Source organism: Streptomyces sp. NPDC051662, assembly GCF_040681655.1.
In the GTDB taxonomy this organism is placed as follows: domain Bacteria; phylum Actinomycetota; class Actinomycetes; order Streptomycetales; family Streptomycetaceae; genus Streptomyces.
Map to the genome: position 1 here is coordinate 276234 of NZ_JBFAZD010000006.1, position 15009 is coordinate 291242.

The following is a 15009-nucleotide window of genomic DNA, read 5'->3' on the forward strand; positions in this document are numbered from 1 at the left end:
CGTGACCACACCCGGAACGGTCTGGGGTGCCTGCCAGTCGCTGGGCGGCACCCTCGTCAACGATCCGGCCGTGGTCACCCGCGCTGACGGCCGGCTGACCGTCCTCGCCGAGGGCCGGAATCACGCGCTCGTGTTCATCGGGCAGAACAGAGATCTGAGCTGGTCCCCGTGGACGGAGCTGCCCGGGTCCTGGACCCGGCTCAGCGGGGTGCCCGCCGCGATCCTCGGCCGTGACCGGCTGATCCAGGTCTTCTGGCGCACGACGGGCGATGAGCTGTTCGCCGCCCGGATGAGCCGGACAGCGGGCGGGTTCGACAGCGATCCGGTCCAGGTGGCCGCGGGAGCCGTGGGCGATCCCGCCGCGGTCCTCAACGCCGACGGGCGGATCTCGGTGTTCCACCGGAGCCGGGACCACACGGTCCGGTCGGTCAGCCACACCTCGGTGGCGTACGCCGTCTGGGCCCCCGCCGCCACGATCGGCGGAGCCGCCAAGGGTGTTCCTTGCCCGGTTCTGGCGGCCGACGGCCGGGTGGCGGTTTTCGTCCGTGGCACGGACGACGAGCTGTGGATCGCGGAGCAGCGGATCCCCGACACCCCCGGCGACTGGACCCCCTTCGAGCGGCTCGCCCGGACCCCCGCCGTGCACGACCCGAAGGCCGCGCTCGACGCGGACGGCCGTATCCGGGTCTTCTGGCAGGGCCGGGACGGAGTGGGCTGCTTCCTGGGCCGGCAGGGGGACTACGCCGCGTGGAACCCGGAGGGCTCGCTCAAGGGCGGCCCGGTGGGCGCGCCGTATCCGTTCCGCTCGCCGCTCGACGGACGTCTTCGGATCTTCGCGGTGGGTCCCGACGGCGGGCTGTGGGTCGCCGAGCAGAAGACCGTCAACAGCGACCAGTTCACCGACTTCGCCGCCCTGAGCGGCGCGTTCGCGGGTGCCCCGGTCCCGGCGCGCCACGCCGACGGCCGGATATCCGTCTTCGCCCGCGGCACCGACGGCGCGCTCCAGTACGTGACAGAGAACTGGGCGCCTTAGGGCCTGTCCGGCGGCGCGCGGAAACCGGAGACGCCCGGCCGGGAATCCCGGGCCGGGCGTCTTCGTGAGGTTCGCGGGGAACGGCGCGCGGTCAGACCGTACGCAGCGCCAGAACCACGTTGTGGCCGCCGAAACCGAACGAGTTGTTGATCGCCGCGATCGTGCCGCTGGGCAGATCACGGGGGCCGTCGACGACGATGTCCGCGACGACCTCCTCGTCCAGATCATCGACATTGATCGTCGGCGGGGCCTTGCGGTGGTAGAGCGCGAGGACCGTCGCCACGGTCTCGATACCGCCCGCGCCGCCCAGCAGATGGCCCGTCATCGACTTCGTCGCGGAGACCGCGACATGGTCCAGATCGTCGCCGAGCACCCGGCGCAGCGCCTTGATCTCGGCGACATCGCCCTGCGGGGTCGACGTGGCGTGCGCGTTGAGGTGCATGACCTCGGCCGGCTTGAGGTCCGTCTGGTCGAGCAGGTTCTCCATGGCCTTGGCGATACCGCGGCCGGTGGGCTCGGGCTGGGCGATGTGGTGGGCGTCCGAGGACAGACCCTGGCCCAGCAGCTCGCAGTAGACCCGCGCGCCGCGCTTGGCCGCGTGCTCGGCCGACTCCAGGACGATGACGCCCGCGCCCTCACCGAGGACGAAGCCGTCGCGGCCCTTGTCGTACGGGCGTGAGGCCTTGGTGGGCTCGTCGTTGTTCTTGGACATCGCCATCATGTTGGCGAACGCCGCGATGGGCAGGGGGTGTACGGCCGCTTCCGTACCACCGGCGACGACCACGTCGGCGCGGCCGGTACGGATCATCTCCACCGCGTAGCCGACGGCCTCGGCGCCCGACGCGCAGGCGGAGACCGGGGTGTGCACACCCGCGCGGGCGCCCACCTCCAGGCTGACGTTGGCGGAGGGGCTGTTGGGCATCAGCATCGGCACGGTGTGCGGGGAGACACGGCGTTCGCCCCGCTCCTTGAGCACGTCGTACTGGTCGAGCAGGGTGGTCACGCCGCCGATGCCGGAGGCGATCACGGTGCCGAGCCGGTCGGGGTCGACCGAGGGGTCCTCCCCGGCCCTGGCGGTGTAACCCGCGTCCGCCCAGGCCTCCCTGGCCGCGATCAGCGCGAACTGCGCCGAGCGGTCCAGTTTGCGGGCGAGCGGACGGGGCAGGACATCGCCCGGGTCGACCGCGGCGACCGCGGCGATACGGACCGGCAGTTGGGCGAAGATCTCGCCTTCGAGCGGGCGTACCCCGGAGCGGCCCGCGAGCAGACCTTCCCAGGTCGTCGCGGTGTCGCCACCCAGTGGTGTGGTTGCGCCGATACCGGTGACGACCACGGTGCGATTGGTCGAGTTCACTGGAATTCTTTCTCCACGTGTAGAGGGTGCTGAATTTTTACGGCGCCACCACCGGGTGGCGGATGCCGCGCGATGGGTCAGCGCGAGTGGTCAGGCGGTCAGACGGCCTGGTGCTTCGCGATGTACTCGGCGGCGTCGCCCACCGTCTTGAGGTTCTTGACGTCGTCGTCCGGGATCTTCACGTCGAAGCGCTCTTCGGCGGCGACGACGACCTCGACCATGGACAGCGAGTCGACATCCAGATCGTCGGTGAAGGACTTGTCCAGCTGGACGTCCTCGACCGGGATACCGGCGATCTCATTAACGATCTCGGCGAGACCGTCGACGATCTCTTCCTGGGTGGCGGCCATGTTGGCGCTCCTTCGATGTTGAGCAGAGGGATATATAGGAACACGCTCCGGAAAGATCCGGTGTGCCTAGGGGAGGGTAACGACCGTCGCGGCGTAGACAAGACCCGCCCCGAAGCCGATGACGAGCGCGGTGTCGCCACTCTTCGCCTGTCCGGTCGCCAGAAGCCGCTCCATCGCGAGCGGGATCGAGGCGGCCGAGGTGTTGCCGGTGGTCTCCACGTCACGGGCGACCATGACGCTCTCCGGCAACTTCAGAGTCTTCACCATCGAGTCGATGATCCGCATATTGGCCTGGTGCGGAATGAAGACGTCCAGGTCCGCGGAGCTGATTCCGGCGGCGTCCAGCGCCTGCTGGGCGACCTTCGCCATCTCGAAGACGGCCCAGCGGAAGACCGCCTGGCCCTCCTGTGTGATGGCCGGAAACTTCTCCGCCGTTCCGTCGCGATAGACATCCCACGGCACGGTCTGCTTGATGGTGTCGGACTTGTCGCCCTCGGAGCCCCAGACGGTGGGGCCGATCATCGGCTCCTTGGCGGGTCCGACCACCACGGCGCCCGCGCCGTCGCCGAACAGGAAGGCCGTCGCGCGGTCCTCCAGATCGGTCAGGTCCGAGAGCCGCTCCACACCGATGACAAGGACATGCTCCGCGGAGCCCTCGACGACCATGCCCTTGGCGAGGGTCAGTCCGTAGCCGAAGCCGGCGCAGCCCGCGGAGATGTCGAACGCGGCGGGCTTGCCCGCGCCGATCCTGTCCGCGATCTCGGTCGCGACGGCCGGGGTCTGCTTGAAGTGCGAGACGGTGGCGACGATCACACCGTCGATCTGCTCCGGCGTGATCCCGGCGTCCGCGATGGCCTTGCCGGACGCCTCGATGGACATCGCGGCGACCGTCTCCTCCGGAGAGGCCCAGTGGCGGGTCGCGATGCCGGAGCGGGAGCGGATCCACTCGTCGGACGAGTCGATCGTTTCGAGGATCACCTCGTTGGGCACGACCCGGGTCGGGCGGTAGCCGCCCACGCCCATGATGCGCGCGTGCGGGGCGCCCTTGCTGGGCTTGATCTTCGACATGCTCTCTGACTCCTATTCAGCAGTGGAGGAGTGCTCGGCGATCAGCGCCCGGGCCGCGTCGAGGTCATCTGGTTTCTTCAGCGCCAGGGTCTTCACACCGGGCAGGGCACGCTTGGCGATCCCCGTCAGCGTGCCGCCCGGGCACAGCTCGATCAGCGCGGTCACGTCCCGCTCCTTGAAGGTCTCCATGCACAGGTCCCAGCGGACCGGGTTGGCGACCTGGCCGACCAGGCGGGTCACGATTCCGGAGCCGGTCGCGACGGGCTGACCGTCGCGGTTCGAGACGTACGGTACGACCGGGTCGGCGACGGAGAGGGAACGCGCGGCCGTGTCGAGCTTCTCGACCGCGGGTGCCATGTGGTGCGTGTGGAACGCGCCGGCGACCTTGAGCGCCACCACGCGCCGTACGCCCTCGGGCTTGTCGGCCTCCAGCGCGGCCAGTTGCTCACGTGTGCCGGCCGCGACGATCTGGCCCGCGCCGTTCACATTGGCGGGGGTCAGCCCGAGCTTCTCCAGATGCGCGAGGGTGGTGTCCGGTTCGCCGCCGAGCAGCGCCGACATCCCGGTCTCCGAGATCGCGGCGGCCTCGGCCATCGCCTGGCCCCGGGCCCGTACGAGCGTCAGGGCGACCTCGTCGGAGAACACACCGGCCAGCGCCGCCGCCGCCAGTTCACCGACGCTGTGGCCGGCCGTGACACCGACTTCGCGCGCGACGTCCTCAGCGGTGGGGAAGAGTTGACGGGCGGAGAGCAGGGCGGCGGCCACCAGCAGCGGCTGGGCCACGGCGGTGTCCCTGATCTCGTCCGCGTCGGCGTCCGTGCCGTAGTGGACCAGGTCCAGGTCGATGGCGGCCGACCAGTCCCGCAGCCGGTCTTCGGCGCCGGGCAGTTCGAGCCAGGGAGTCAGGAAGCCGGGCGTCTGAGCGCCTTGGCCGGGAGCGACGAGTACGAGCACCCTCACACTCTCTCTTGCGAAGGGTCTTCACCGCCCGTGGGGAGGGGAACGAAGAACCGCTGGGGTAATTGTTGGAGTACGACAAAAGTCTAGGTCCCCGGATCCCCGTCGGCCAAGCGCCCGAGGATCAGGGCAATCCGCAGCGTGAACGCGGACCTCACGTCGGAGGGTGACCATCCGGTGACGTCAGTCACACGTCGCAGCCGGTAGCGCACGGTGTTGGGGTGCACGAACAGCATCCTCGCCGCGCCTTCGAGACTGCTCGCCTGTTCCAGATAGACACTCAGAGTCTCCAGCAGCGCGGACCCCGCTTCCTCAAGCGGTCTGTAGATCTCCTCCACCAGTTGCTCACGCGCGGCGGGGTCGGACGCGATCGCGCGCTCCGGCAGCAGATCGTCCGCGAGCACCGGGCGCGGTGCGTCCTGCCAGGCGAAACACGCCTTGAGGCCGGCCGCCGCGGCCTGCGCGGACTTCGTGGCGGCCAGCAGATCGGGCACCACAGGACCCGCCACGACAGGGCCCGCCGCGTAGGGGCCGATGAGCGCCTTGGCGACCTGGAGCGGGTTGTCGCTGCCACCCGCGATCACCACGAGCCGGTCGCCGAGCACCCCGGTGAGGACCTGGAGCTTCGCGTGCCTGGCCGCCCGGCGGATCGCCTCCACGGTCAGTTCGCTGTCCCCGTCCGGGGCGGTGCCGAGCAGGACACAGACATGCTCGGGGGAGTTCCAGCCGAGGGCCGCCGCCCGGGAGACGGCGCCCTCGTCGGCCTCGCCGGAGAGCACGGCGTTCACGACGAGCGACTCAAGCCGCGCGTCCCACGCGCCACGTGCCTCGGCGGCCTGCGCGTACACCTGCGCCGTGGCGAAGGCGATCTCCCGCGCGTATACGAGGAGCGCCTCACGCAGCGCGGACTCGTCGCCCGGGGCCGCGACCTCCTCGATCGCGGTCTCCATGACCTCGATCGTGGTCCGGACCATCTCGACGGTCTGGCGCAGGGTGATCGCCCGCGTCAGCTCGCGCGGGGCCGTGCCGAAGACATCGGTGGAGATGGCCTGCGGGGTCTCGGGGTGACGGAACCACTCGGTGAACGCGGCGATACCGGCCTGGGCGACCAGCCCGATCCAGGAACGGTTCTCCGGCGGCATCGCGCGGTACCACGGCAGCGTCTCGTCCATGCGGGCGATGGCGTTCGCGGCGAGCCGTCCTGAGGACTGCTCCAGCCGCCGCAGCGTCGCGGGGTGCGGATGGGGTTCGTTCGAGGGTTCGGCCACGGGGTCAAGAGTGCCTTATCGGGGCTACCGCCTGCGGGGGCGGGGTCGGCGGGCCCTCTCGTGCCGTCCCCGCCGCAGCGCCTACCGTGAGGCTGTGATTCTCGTACGGTACGCAGCACAGCGCTATGTCGGCGGCGACCTCTCGGCGGGCATCGAGTCCCTGCACGCCTTCTCCTTCGGGCGCTTCTACGACCCGGACAATCTGCGCTTCGGCGCGGTCCTCGCGTGCAACGAGGAGCGGCTCGCGCCCGGCGCCGGGTTCGACGAACACCCGCACAGTCATACGGAGATCGTCACCTGGGTCGTCGAGGGGGAACTGACGCACCGCGACTCGGCCGGCCACGCCACCGTCGTGGGCCCGGGCGACGTCCAGCGGCTCAGCTCGGCCGGCGGGGTGCGGCATGTGGAGCGCAATGACGGCGACCGGCCGCTGGTCTTCGTACAGATGTGGCTCGCGCCGCTGGAGCCGGGCGGCGACCCCGCGTACGACGTGGTGCGGGGCATCGCCGACTCCACGCCGTACGCACTGCCGGGGGCGGGGGCCATGCTGCACGTACGGCGACTGCGGGACGGCGAGCGCTCCGCCGTGCCCGACGCGCCGTACGTGTACGTCCATGTGGTGCGCGGCGGGGTACGGATCGACGGGGCGGCGGGGCCCGCGCTGGGGCCCGGCGACTCGGCGCGGATCACCGACGCCGAAGGGCTCGAACTGACGGCGGGCCCGGCGGCGGAGGTACTGCTCTGGGAGATGTCGGGCTGAGCGCCCGGCCGGCGGCTCAGGCCGACAGCTCCGCGAGGACCGCGTCGGTGAACGGCGGCCAGGCCGCGACCGCCCACGGTCCGAAGTCGCGGTCGGCCAGCGCCACACAGGCGGCCCCCGCGTCCGGGTCGACCCACAGGAACGTTCCGGACTGCCCGAAGTGCCCGAAGGTGCGCGGCGAGGACGAGGCGCCCGTCCAGTGCGGGGACTTGGTGTCCCGGATCTCCAGGCCGAGACCCCAGTCGTTGTTCTTCTGGAAGCCGTAGCCCGGCAGCACCCCGGACAGCCCGGGATGGACGACCGTCATCGCCTCCAGGACCGTGCGCGCGTCCAGCAGCCGGGGCGCCTGGAGTTCGGCGGCGAACCGTGCCAGGTCGTCGACGGTCGAGATCGCGTCCCTGGCCGGCGACCCGCCCTCGGGCAGCGAGGTCGCGGCCATGCCGAGCGGCTCGAACACGGCCTCGCGGAGATAGTCGTGGAAGGCGATCCCGGTGGCCTTGGCGATATGGTCGCCGAGCACCTCGAAGCCCGCGTTGGAGTACAGCCGGCGGGTGCCGGGCGCGTTGGCCACGCGGTGCTCGTCGAAGGCCAGACCGCTGGTGTGCGCGAGCAGATGACGGACGGTGGCCCCCTCGGGCCCGGCCGGCTCGTCCAGCTCGACCGCCCCCTCCTCGTACGCCACCAGCGCCGCGTACGCGGCCAGCGGCTTGGTCACGGAGGCCAGCGGAAAGCGCCGCGCCGTGGGACCGTACGACCCGACGACGGTGCCGTCCGCACGGACGACGGCGGCCGCCGCGTTCGGCACCGGCCAGTTCTCGATCATCCCCAGGCTCTGCATGGCTACGAGGTTAGCGAGAGCGTCAGTCGCGTCGAAAGGGCGGGGGGTACGGGCGGGACGCGGTCGCGGTGGCTCGAAACTCGCTGACATTTCCGCTTGCCTGGAGTGCACTCCAAGGATCTAGCGTTGAGGACATGACGCTGACGGAGAGCACCCCCGTACGGACGGCCCGCGTGGACGACTGCTCGGCGGAGCCGCGCCCCTATCCGCGGCCCGACTGCTCGGCGCGCTACACGATCAGCGAGGTCGCCGCCTTCACCGGACTCTCGGCGCACACCCTGCGCTGGTACGAGCGGATCGGTCTCATGCCGCATGTGGACCGGTCGCACACCGGCCAGCGCCGCTTCAGCAACCAGGACCTGGACTGGCTCGCCTTCGTGGGGAAGCTGCGGCTCACCGGCATGCCCGTGGCGGACATGGTCCGGTACGCGGAGCTGATCAGGATGGGTGAGGACACGTTCGAGGAACGGCAGCAGCTGCTGGAGCGGACACGCGGTGATGTCCATCGGCGGATCGCCGAGCTACAGGACACTGTCGCCGTACTCGACTACAAGATCAGCTTCTACGCGGGCGCCCGCAAGGCGTCGGAGAGGGTCTGAACCCCGATGAGCGACAGCAGGATCGAGAAGGTGCGGCTCGGCGCCGACGGGCCGGAGGTCGGTGTCCAGGGGCTCGGCTGCATGGGAATGAGCCAGTCCTACGGGCCGACGGACGTCGACGAGGCACGGGCCACCCTGGAACGCGCCCTGGAACTGGGCGTGACGCTGTACGACACGGCGGATGTCTACGGAGCGGGGGAGAACGAGAGGTTCATCGCCCCGTTCGTCCGGGCACACCGCGACGAGATCGTCCTCGCCACCAAGTTCGCCCTGGGCGTCGACCCGGCCGACCCGACCAAGCGGACGATCCGCAATGACGCCCCCTATATCCGTCAGTGCGTCGAGGGGAGTCTGAAGCGTCTCGGCGTCGACCACATCGACCTCTACTACATGCACCGGCGCGATGTGAACGTCCCCATCGAGGAGACGGTCGGCACGATGGCCGAGCTGGTGCGCGAGGGCAAGGTCGGCCACCTCGGGCTGAGCGAGGTCACCGGCCGTGAGCTGCGGGCCGCGGGGGCCGTGCACCCGATCGCCGCCCTCCAGTCGGAGTGGTCGCTGTTCAGCCGTGACGTCGAGACGAGCGCCGCACCGGCCGCCGCCGAACTGGGCGTCGCGGTCGTGCCGTACTCCCCGCTCGGCCGGGGCTTTCTGACCGGTGCGTTCGTCCACGCCGACCAGGAGCTGGGCGCCGACGACTTCCGTCGCCAGCAGCCCCGTTTCACCGGTGACAACGCCGCCGCGAACGCCGCGCTGCTCGATCCGGTACGCAAGATCGCCGAGGGCAGGAACGCCACCCTGGGGCAGGTCGCGCTGGCCTGGGTGCAGCAGCGGGCGGCGGTGCACAGGCTGGCCGTCGTACCGATCCCGGGGACCCGCACGCGCGGCCGGATCGAGGAGAACACCGCCGCGACACGGCTCATCCTCACCGAGAGCGAGCTGCGGCTGCTGGAGCCGATCGCGGGCCAGGTGGCCGGCGGCCGGTACACCGATATGTCGTTCACCTCGGCCGGCCGCGAGTAGCACGAGTAGCAGCTGAGCGGTTCGGCGTCCCCGCCCGGGAGCGGCGCTCACGCCAGCCCCAGGGCGAAGACCGCGAAGCCCGCCGCCAGCAGCCCCGCTGCCGCGCGGCGGGCCTTCGACGCGCGCGTCCCGGTCTCCCACGGGGCGTCGAAGCGGCGCGCGTACCACCCGATGAGGACGAGCAGCGTCGCGAAGAGCGGCATCCAGGTCAGCCGCGTCACGATCCAGCCGAGGGAGTCGGGCGAGGTCGTCAGGCCGGCCACCGGCCCGAGGAAGGACGCGGGCACGGCGGCGGTGAGCATCGCCGTCTGGTGCCAGCACAGGATCGTCATCGCGCACAGATTGATGACGACGACCGGCGCCCAGAGCGCGGGCCTGCTCAGCAGCCGCCCGATCCGGTCGCGCAGCAGGATCGCCGCACCGCTCTGCGCGGCGGCGAGTGCGAGCACCAGCAGGGACGGCGGATGCGAGTTGGTACGGGCTTCGCCGGGCACGCCGACCATCGACGCCGGGTAGTGGAAGACGACCAGCAGCGCGGCGAAGAGCAGGGTGCCGCCGATGAGCAGGACACGCGCCCCGCGTCGGCCGATCCGGCCCTCGCCCCAGGAGACTCCGAGCTGATAGGCGAAGAGCCAGCCGGGCAGGATGTTCACCATGCTCAGCCAGGAGGGCATGGTGTCCGCATAGGGGCCGTAGCGCAGGAAGTCCACGACGGCGACCGACACCAGCAGGGGAGCGGCGGCCCAGCCGCCCAGTTTGTGTGCGGCGCGCACACAGTACGGGGTCAGTGCGGTGACCACCGTATAGACCCCTACGAACCACAGAGGCTGGATCACCAGCGTCGATCCGGTGCGCAACGTGGTTTCCGGCACGCCGAGCATGTACAGCAGGGGCATCGCCGCCGCCCACACGGCCGTCACTCCGAGGACGGGCCTGCCGAGCCGCGCCACGCGCTGCCGGAGCCAGGCGGCGGTGGTGGACTTCCGCCTGCGGTACGAGAGTACGGAGGCGTATCCGCCGACCAGGAAGAAGATGCCCAGCATCTGGAGCACCCAGCTCACCGGCGCGAAGCCGCCGAAGGTGGCGAGCGGGCTGGCGTTGTGCAGCGCGCCGTCCGGGTCCAGGGTGAAACCGCCGAGCAGCCAGTGCCCGGTGGGTACGGCGAGCAGCGCGAGGGCGCGCAGCCCGTCGATCGCGCGGTCGCGGTGGGCGGGGGTCCCTGCCTCGATCTTCTCGATCGTGGTCGCGAGCATCGTCATCGTCCCTCTCCCCGAGTGATGTCCTCCGGTGTGATGTCCTGCGGTGCGGTGACCCCCCGCGTGATGTCCCGCTGCGTGATCCGGCCCTGGGCGATGGCGGCGAAGGCGCGCAGCGAGTCCGTGCCGGGGACGAAGTAGCCGGTGTGGCCCTCGGCCAGGTCGGCGGGCACCCGGCGGGCGCCGAAGGACGGGGCGGCCGGGTCCTGGCCATGGCCCAGGCCCGCGATCTCGACATGGGGGACCTTGGAGATCCAGTCGGAGGGATCCTTGGCGGCCCAGACCCGCGCGTCGGTATGGAGGTCTGCCCTGTGTCCGGCCCGCATTCCAGGGGCGCCGAGCACCACGATGTCGGTGGCGGGTGTCCCGGAGGCGGCGAGTCCGCACACCACGGCGCCGTAGCTGTGGCAGAACAGCACCGGCTTGCCGACCCCGGTCGCGGTGAGCCCCTGGGTGAACCGGGCAAGACGGCCGGCCCCCGCCTCGGCGAGATCACCGGTGGCCACGTCGAGACCGATCCCGACGGGGGTGGTGTAACCGGCCCACGCGATCACGGCGGTACGGCCGTCCGTCGCGGCCCGCAGCGCCGCGGCCATGCCGGCGGGCGTTCCGTACGGATCCTTCCTACGGTCGAAGGTCGCCGCGTCGATGTCCGCACCCGGTACGACGACGGACACATGGCGTGCGGTCGCCAGATCCCCGTACACCTCGGCGACCTGGCCCCGGCCGCGCGGGTCGAAGGCGAGGATCTGCCGGCCGGGCTCCGCGAGGCGCGCGTACCGGGGGTCGTGCTCGGCCTGTACCGCGCGGGAGTTGGCCTCGTACCGCAGGGCGACCGGCGCACCGTCGAGATTGCCGACGACGAGCGGATGGCGGCGGACCAGCCGCTGACTCTGACCGGGTGTCAGTGTGGCGAAGAAGCGGGCCACTTGGCCGGGCGTGGCGCTCGCCGGGTCGGGCAGTGCCCGGCCGAGCGAGTCGTCGGCGCGCCAGGCGGCGCTTCCCACGGGCGGTCCCGTGACCGCCCGTTGACTGGTGCCGGAGGCCCAGCCCGCTGTTCCCCCGACCATGGTCGTCGCCAGTGCGGCGGCGACCAAGGCCCTCCTGAAGCGGCGCATTCCCGTCTCCTTCTTCCCGCTCGTCCCTGTGGTGGCGAGGAGGAAGGTAGGAAGAGGGTGTCCGGACGGACGTCACACCGGGGAGCCAACTGCCGTGTCATACCGGGGTAGTGGGGGTACCGGTCCGTGCGGGTGCGCGGCTGTGCCGTACGAGGGGCCCGGGGCGGGTGTCCGGGGCGGGTGTCCGGAGGGGGCGTCCGGAGGTGGCAGGCGGGTCAGGCGGGTCAGGCGGTCAGGCGGGTTCAGGCGGGGGCGTCGCCCGGGGTGATCAGACCCGACTCGTACGCGAAGATCACCGCTTGCGCGCGGTCGCGCAGCGCGAGCTTGGACAGGACACGGCCGATATGGGTCTTCACCGTCTGCTCGGCGACCACGAGATGGTCGGCGATCTCCTGGTTGGACAGTCCCCGGGCGATCAGTTCGAGCACCTCGGTCTCCCGGGGCGTGAGGCCGCGCAGCCGCAGCGAGGGGTCCTTGCGGCCTCGGGCGGGGCGCTGCTGGGCGAAGTCCGCGATCAGCCGCCGGGTCACGGACGGCGCGAGGAGCGCCTCACCGGACGCGACGATCCGTACCGCCGCGATGAGATCGGCCGGGGGCGCGTCCTTGAGCAGGAAGCCCGACGCCCCGGCGCGCAGCGCCTCGTAGACATAGTCGTCGACGTCGAAGGTGGTCAGCATCAGCACCTTCGGCAGATGCACCACCCCCACCGGCGGGTTCAACAGCTCGCGGGCGGCGGCGAGTCCGTCCATCTCCGGCATCCGGACATCCATCAGGACCACATCCGGGTGGGCGGAGCGGCTCACCTCGATGCCCTGGCGGCCGTCGGGCGCCTCACCCACCACATCGATATCTGCTTGCGCCGACAGCAGAGCGGCGAACCCCGCGCGCACCATGGCCTGGTCGTCGACGATGATCACGCGGATGGTCAAGGAGCGTCCTTCGGGGCCGGGCCGGTGAAGTCGGTGAAGCCGGTGTCGGTCAGCGGGAGCCGCGCGGCGACCCGGAAGCCACCGTCCGGCAGCGGTCCGGTGTCGAGCGTGCCGCCGGTCAACCGTACGCGCTCACGCATACCGATCAGGCCGTGGCCCGTTCCGCTCGTCTCCAGCGGTGAAGTGTGCTCGGCGCCCGGGCCGTTGACGATCAGGACGGTCAGCCAGTCGCCGTCGGAGACCACCGAGACCCGGGTCGGCGCGCCGGACGCGTGCCGCACCACATTGGCCAGCGCCTCCTGCACGATCCGGTACGCGGACAGATCCACGGCCGGCGGGACGGGCCCCAGCTCGGCGGGGAGCGACACCTCGGCCGGTACCCCCGCCCGTACCGTCGCCTCCACCAGCTGCTGCACCCGGTCGAGGCCCGGCTGCGGGGTGCGCTCGCTCTCCGTGCCGTCGCTGCGGAGCACCGTGAGCAGCCGCCGCATCTCCGTCAGGGACTCCCGCGCGCTCGCCGCGATGGTGGAGAACTCCTCGCGCGCGGAGTCCGGCAGGCCGTCGATCCGGTACGGCGCCGAGTCCGCCTGGACCGTGATCACCGACATATGGTGGGCCACCACATCGTGCAGCTCGCGCGCGATACGGGCGCGCTCCTCCAGCAGGGTGCGCCGGGAGCGCTCGGCCTCGCTGATGGTCTCCTGCTCCACCAGTCTGCGCTGCGCGTCGCCCCGTTCGCGCAGCGCCGCCGTCACGACGAGGACGACGCCGCTCAGGACGAACAGCAGCAGATGGCTGCCGTCGCTGCGATCCTGCGAGATCAGCTCGAAGAAGAACCCGGCCGCACCGGTCGCCAGCCAGACCGCGAGCAGGGTACGGCGCGATTCGCGCAGCCCCAGACAGATCATCAGCACCAGATAGCCGACGATCACCATGGGGGTCCACGGCCAGGCCCGGCCCACGACACCGTCCGCGCTCTGGAGCAGGATCGCGCCCAGGACATCGGCGGTGAAGATGATCCACCAGGCCTGGAGCGGCCGGCTCACCGCGAGCAGCAGGGGAGCGGCCTGCGCGGTGGCCAGCGCCCCCGCCCAGCCGCCGCCCAGCCGGTAGTCCTGTACGAGGACCGTGGTGGTGGTCGGCAGCAGGCTCACGGCGAAGCCGAAGAGCACCACATACGGCGCGAACCGCTGCCATTGCTTGGGCGCCCGCGCGAACAGCGGCTCGGTGGACAGCGCCGGCGTACGCAGCGCGCCGAAGAGCGCGCGCGCCGTGTCACGCCACAGGGCGGTGCGCGGTGGCGAGGGCGGCGACGACGGCCGGGGCGGCGACGGGGGCCGGGGCGGTGCGGACGGCCGCGGAGGCGGCGACGGTGGGGTACTCATGACCTGCTCAGCCTAGGCAGCACCGCGCGATCCGGCGTCATACCGAGGAATCGGTCCTGACGTCGTACCACGGTATGACGTCAGGGCCCGGGAACCGGGGTAGGTCAGAGCTCCGCCAGCAGCTCCGCCTTCTTCGCGCTGAACTCGTCGTCCGTCACCAGACCCGCGCTGTGCAGCTCGCCGAGGTGCCGGATCCGCTCCGCCACCTCGGCCGGATCGCGGTGGGCGGGGACCACGGCGTGGACCGGGACGGCGGCGCGGCCCGTCGCGGCGCCCTGGACCGCCTCCAGCACCGCCGCCGCGAACGGCAGCGACTCATGCACCGGTCCGTAGCCCAGCCCGAAGACGACGGCCGCCGGATCGTGGTCCGCCGGAGCGGGCTGCTCCCGCGCCGGGCCGGGACCCTCGCGCCGGAGCAGCCGCAGATAGCCGTTGAAGAGTTCGGGGGAGCGCCACTCGACGCCCTGGAGCTCGCCGACCGGGAGGCTCTGGTCGCCCGCCTTCCATTTGGCGGAGGAGGCACCCGTCCAGAACCAGCGGAAGGACACCCGGTCACCGTCGAAGGACGCCTTGGCGTCGTACGCCTTGAACTGGAGCGGCGGCTCCGGTGCGGTCACCAGATAGCGCTCGGCGGGCTCCTGCTCGTCCCGTATGCCCCCGGCCCCGGTCCCCCTGACCCGGGCGAGCGCGGCGCGCAACTCGTCGGCGTAGTACTCCGCGAGGGTCTCGCGCTCGGCAGGCAGCACCAGCCGGTACGGATCGCCGCTCGCCCTGAGCTGCCCGGCCGCCGCTTCCGTGAGAGGGTCGGCGCCGGCTCTCGGCACGGCGTGCAGCACCACCGTCCCGCGTCTGCCGGGAGTGAGCGTCACCGATGACAACGCCTCGTGCGGGATACGGCGTTCGCCCAGCGCCTGAAAGAGCTTCGGCGTCCGGATCCCCCGTTCGAAGCGGATGAGCACGGAGTCGCCTTCGAACTCCCAGGTGGCATGAATCCCCTGAAGCACATCACCCATGTGCTTCATCGTAGGCGGCGGGCGCCCGTGCGTCGCCTGTCGCAGCGCGGGAATTCTA

Annotated in this window: 15 protein-coding genes; 4 read left to right on the top strand and 11 right to left on the bottom strand. The window is 71.4% G+C overall.

The genetic code is table 11. The features are described 5' to 3' along the window. The first annotated feature begins 1 nt into the window (after window position 1). A complete protein-coding gene (locus tag AB0M67_RS13175) occupies window positions 2-1033 on the top strand; it encodes a hypothetical protein (protein ID WP_365745423.1) in 1032 nt (343 codons plus the stop codon). Window positions 1034-1124: 91 nt separating this feature from the next. Here the strand turns inward: AB0M67_RS13175 and fabF are convergent, their stop codons facing one another. The 5 genes from fabF to AB0M67_RS13200 form a co-directional block, all read right to left on the bottom strand. Further along, window positions 1125-2387, bottom strand: a complete 1263-nt coding sequence (gene fabF / locus AB0M67_RS13180) for a beta-ketoacyl-ACP synthase II (RefSeq protein WP_249949217.1) — start codon at window positions 2385-2387, stop codon at window positions 1125-1127. A 98-nt stretch (window positions 2388-2485) separates the two neighbouring features. Continuing rightward, window positions 2486-2737 carry an acyl carrier protein gene (locus AB0M67_RS13185; RefSeq protein ID WP_365745424.1) on the bottom strand — a complete coding sequence of 84 codons (252 nt, stop codon included), beginning with the start codon at window positions 2735-2737 and terminating at the stop codon, window positions 2486-2488. Window positions 2738-2803: 66 nt separating this feature from the next. Next, window positions 2804-3805, bottom strand: coding sequence for a ketoacyl-ACP synthase III (locus tag AB0M67_RS13190; RefSeq protein WP_365745425.1), 1002 nt, complete (start codon window positions 3803-3805; stop codon window positions 2804-2806). A 12-nt stretch (window positions 3806-3817) separates the two neighbouring features. Then, window positions 3818-4759, bottom strand: coding sequence for an ACP S-malonyltransferase (locus AB0M67_RS13195; protein ID WP_365745426.1), 942 nt, complete (start codon window positions 4757-4759; stop codon window positions 3818-3820). 89 nt (window positions 4760-4848) lie between these two features. Continuing rightward, window positions 4849-6030 (bottom strand): helix-turn-helix domain-containing protein, encoded by a 1182-nt coding sequence (locus tag AB0M67_RS13200; protein ID WP_365745427.1) that lies wholly within the window; start codon window positions 6028-6030, stop codon window positions 4849-4851. A gap of 94 nt (window positions 6031-6124) precedes the next feature. Here AB0M67_RS13200 and AB0M67_RS13205 point away from each other — a divergent pair, with 94 nt between their 5' ends. Beyond that, window positions 6125-6790 (top strand): pirin family protein, encoded by a 666-nt coding sequence (locus AB0M67_RS13205; protein WP_365745428.1) that lies wholly within the window; start codon window positions 6125-6127, stop codon window positions 6788-6790. A gap of 16 nt (window positions 6791-6806) precedes the next feature. On the opposite strand, the gene AB0M67_RS13210 is transcribed toward AB0M67_RS13205, so the two are convergent. Next, entirely contained in the window at window positions 6807-7628 is an 822-nt protein-coding gene (locus AB0M67_RS13210) for a serine hydrolase domain-containing protein (protein ID WP_365745429.1), read from the bottom strand. Window positions 7629-7762: 134 nt separating this feature from the next. On the opposite strand from AB0M67_RS13210, the gene AB0M67_RS13215 reads away from it, so the two are divergent. Then, the gene (locus AB0M67_RS13215) at window positions 7763-8227 is read left to right on the top strand and encodes a MerR family transcriptional regulator (protein ID WP_365745430.1); all 465 of its coding nucleotides are present in this window, start codon (window positions 7763-7765) and stop codon (window positions 8225-8227) included. A gap of 6 nt (window positions 8228-8233) precedes the next feature. Next, window positions 8234-9250, top strand: coding sequence for an aldo/keto reductase (locus AB0M67_RS13220; RefSeq protein ID WP_365745431.1), 1017 nt, complete (start codon window positions 8234-8236; stop codon window positions 9248-9250). 47 nt (window positions 9251-9297) lie between these two features. Here AB0M67_RS13220 and AB0M67_RS13225 read toward each other — a convergent pair whose 3' ends face one another. From AB0M67_RS13225 to AB0M67_RS13245, 5 genes are all read right to left on the bottom strand, one after another. Continuing rightward, complete coding sequence (locus AB0M67_RS13225) at window positions 9298-10509, bottom strand: acyltransferase (RefSeq protein ID WP_365745432.1); 1212 nt, start codon at window positions 10507-10509, stop codon at window positions 9298-9300. Next, the gene (locus AB0M67_RS13230) at window positions 10506-11624 is read right to left on the bottom strand and encodes an alpha/beta hydrolase (RefSeq protein ID WP_365745433.1); all 1119 of its coding nucleotides are present in this window, start codon (window positions 11622-11624) and stop codon (window positions 10506-10508) included. The genes AB0M67_RS13225 and AB0M67_RS13230 overlap by 4 nt, the downstream gene beginning before the upstream one ends. Window positions 11625-11866: 242 nt before the next feature. Beyond that, window positions 11867-12553 carry a response regulator transcription factor gene (locus AB0M67_RS13235; protein ID WP_365745434.1) on the bottom strand — a complete coding sequence of 229 codons (687 nt, stop codon included), beginning with the start codon at window positions 12551-12553 and terminating at the stop codon, window positions 11867-11869. Next, a complete protein-coding gene (locus AB0M67_RS13240) occupies window positions 12550-13938 on the bottom strand; it encodes a sensor histidine kinase (RefSeq protein ID WP_365745435.1) in 1389 nt (462 codons plus the stop codon). Before AB0M67_RS13240 ends, AB0M67_RS13235 begins: the two co-directional genes overlap by 4 nt. 104 nt (window positions 13939-14042) lie before the next feature. Continuing rightward, complete coding sequence (locus AB0M67_RS13245; RefSeq protein WP_365745436.1) at window positions 14043-14960, bottom strand: DUF4429 domain-containing protein; 918 nt, start codon at window positions 14958-14960, stop codon at window positions 14043-14045. Window positions 14961-15009: the final 49 nt, after the last annotated feature.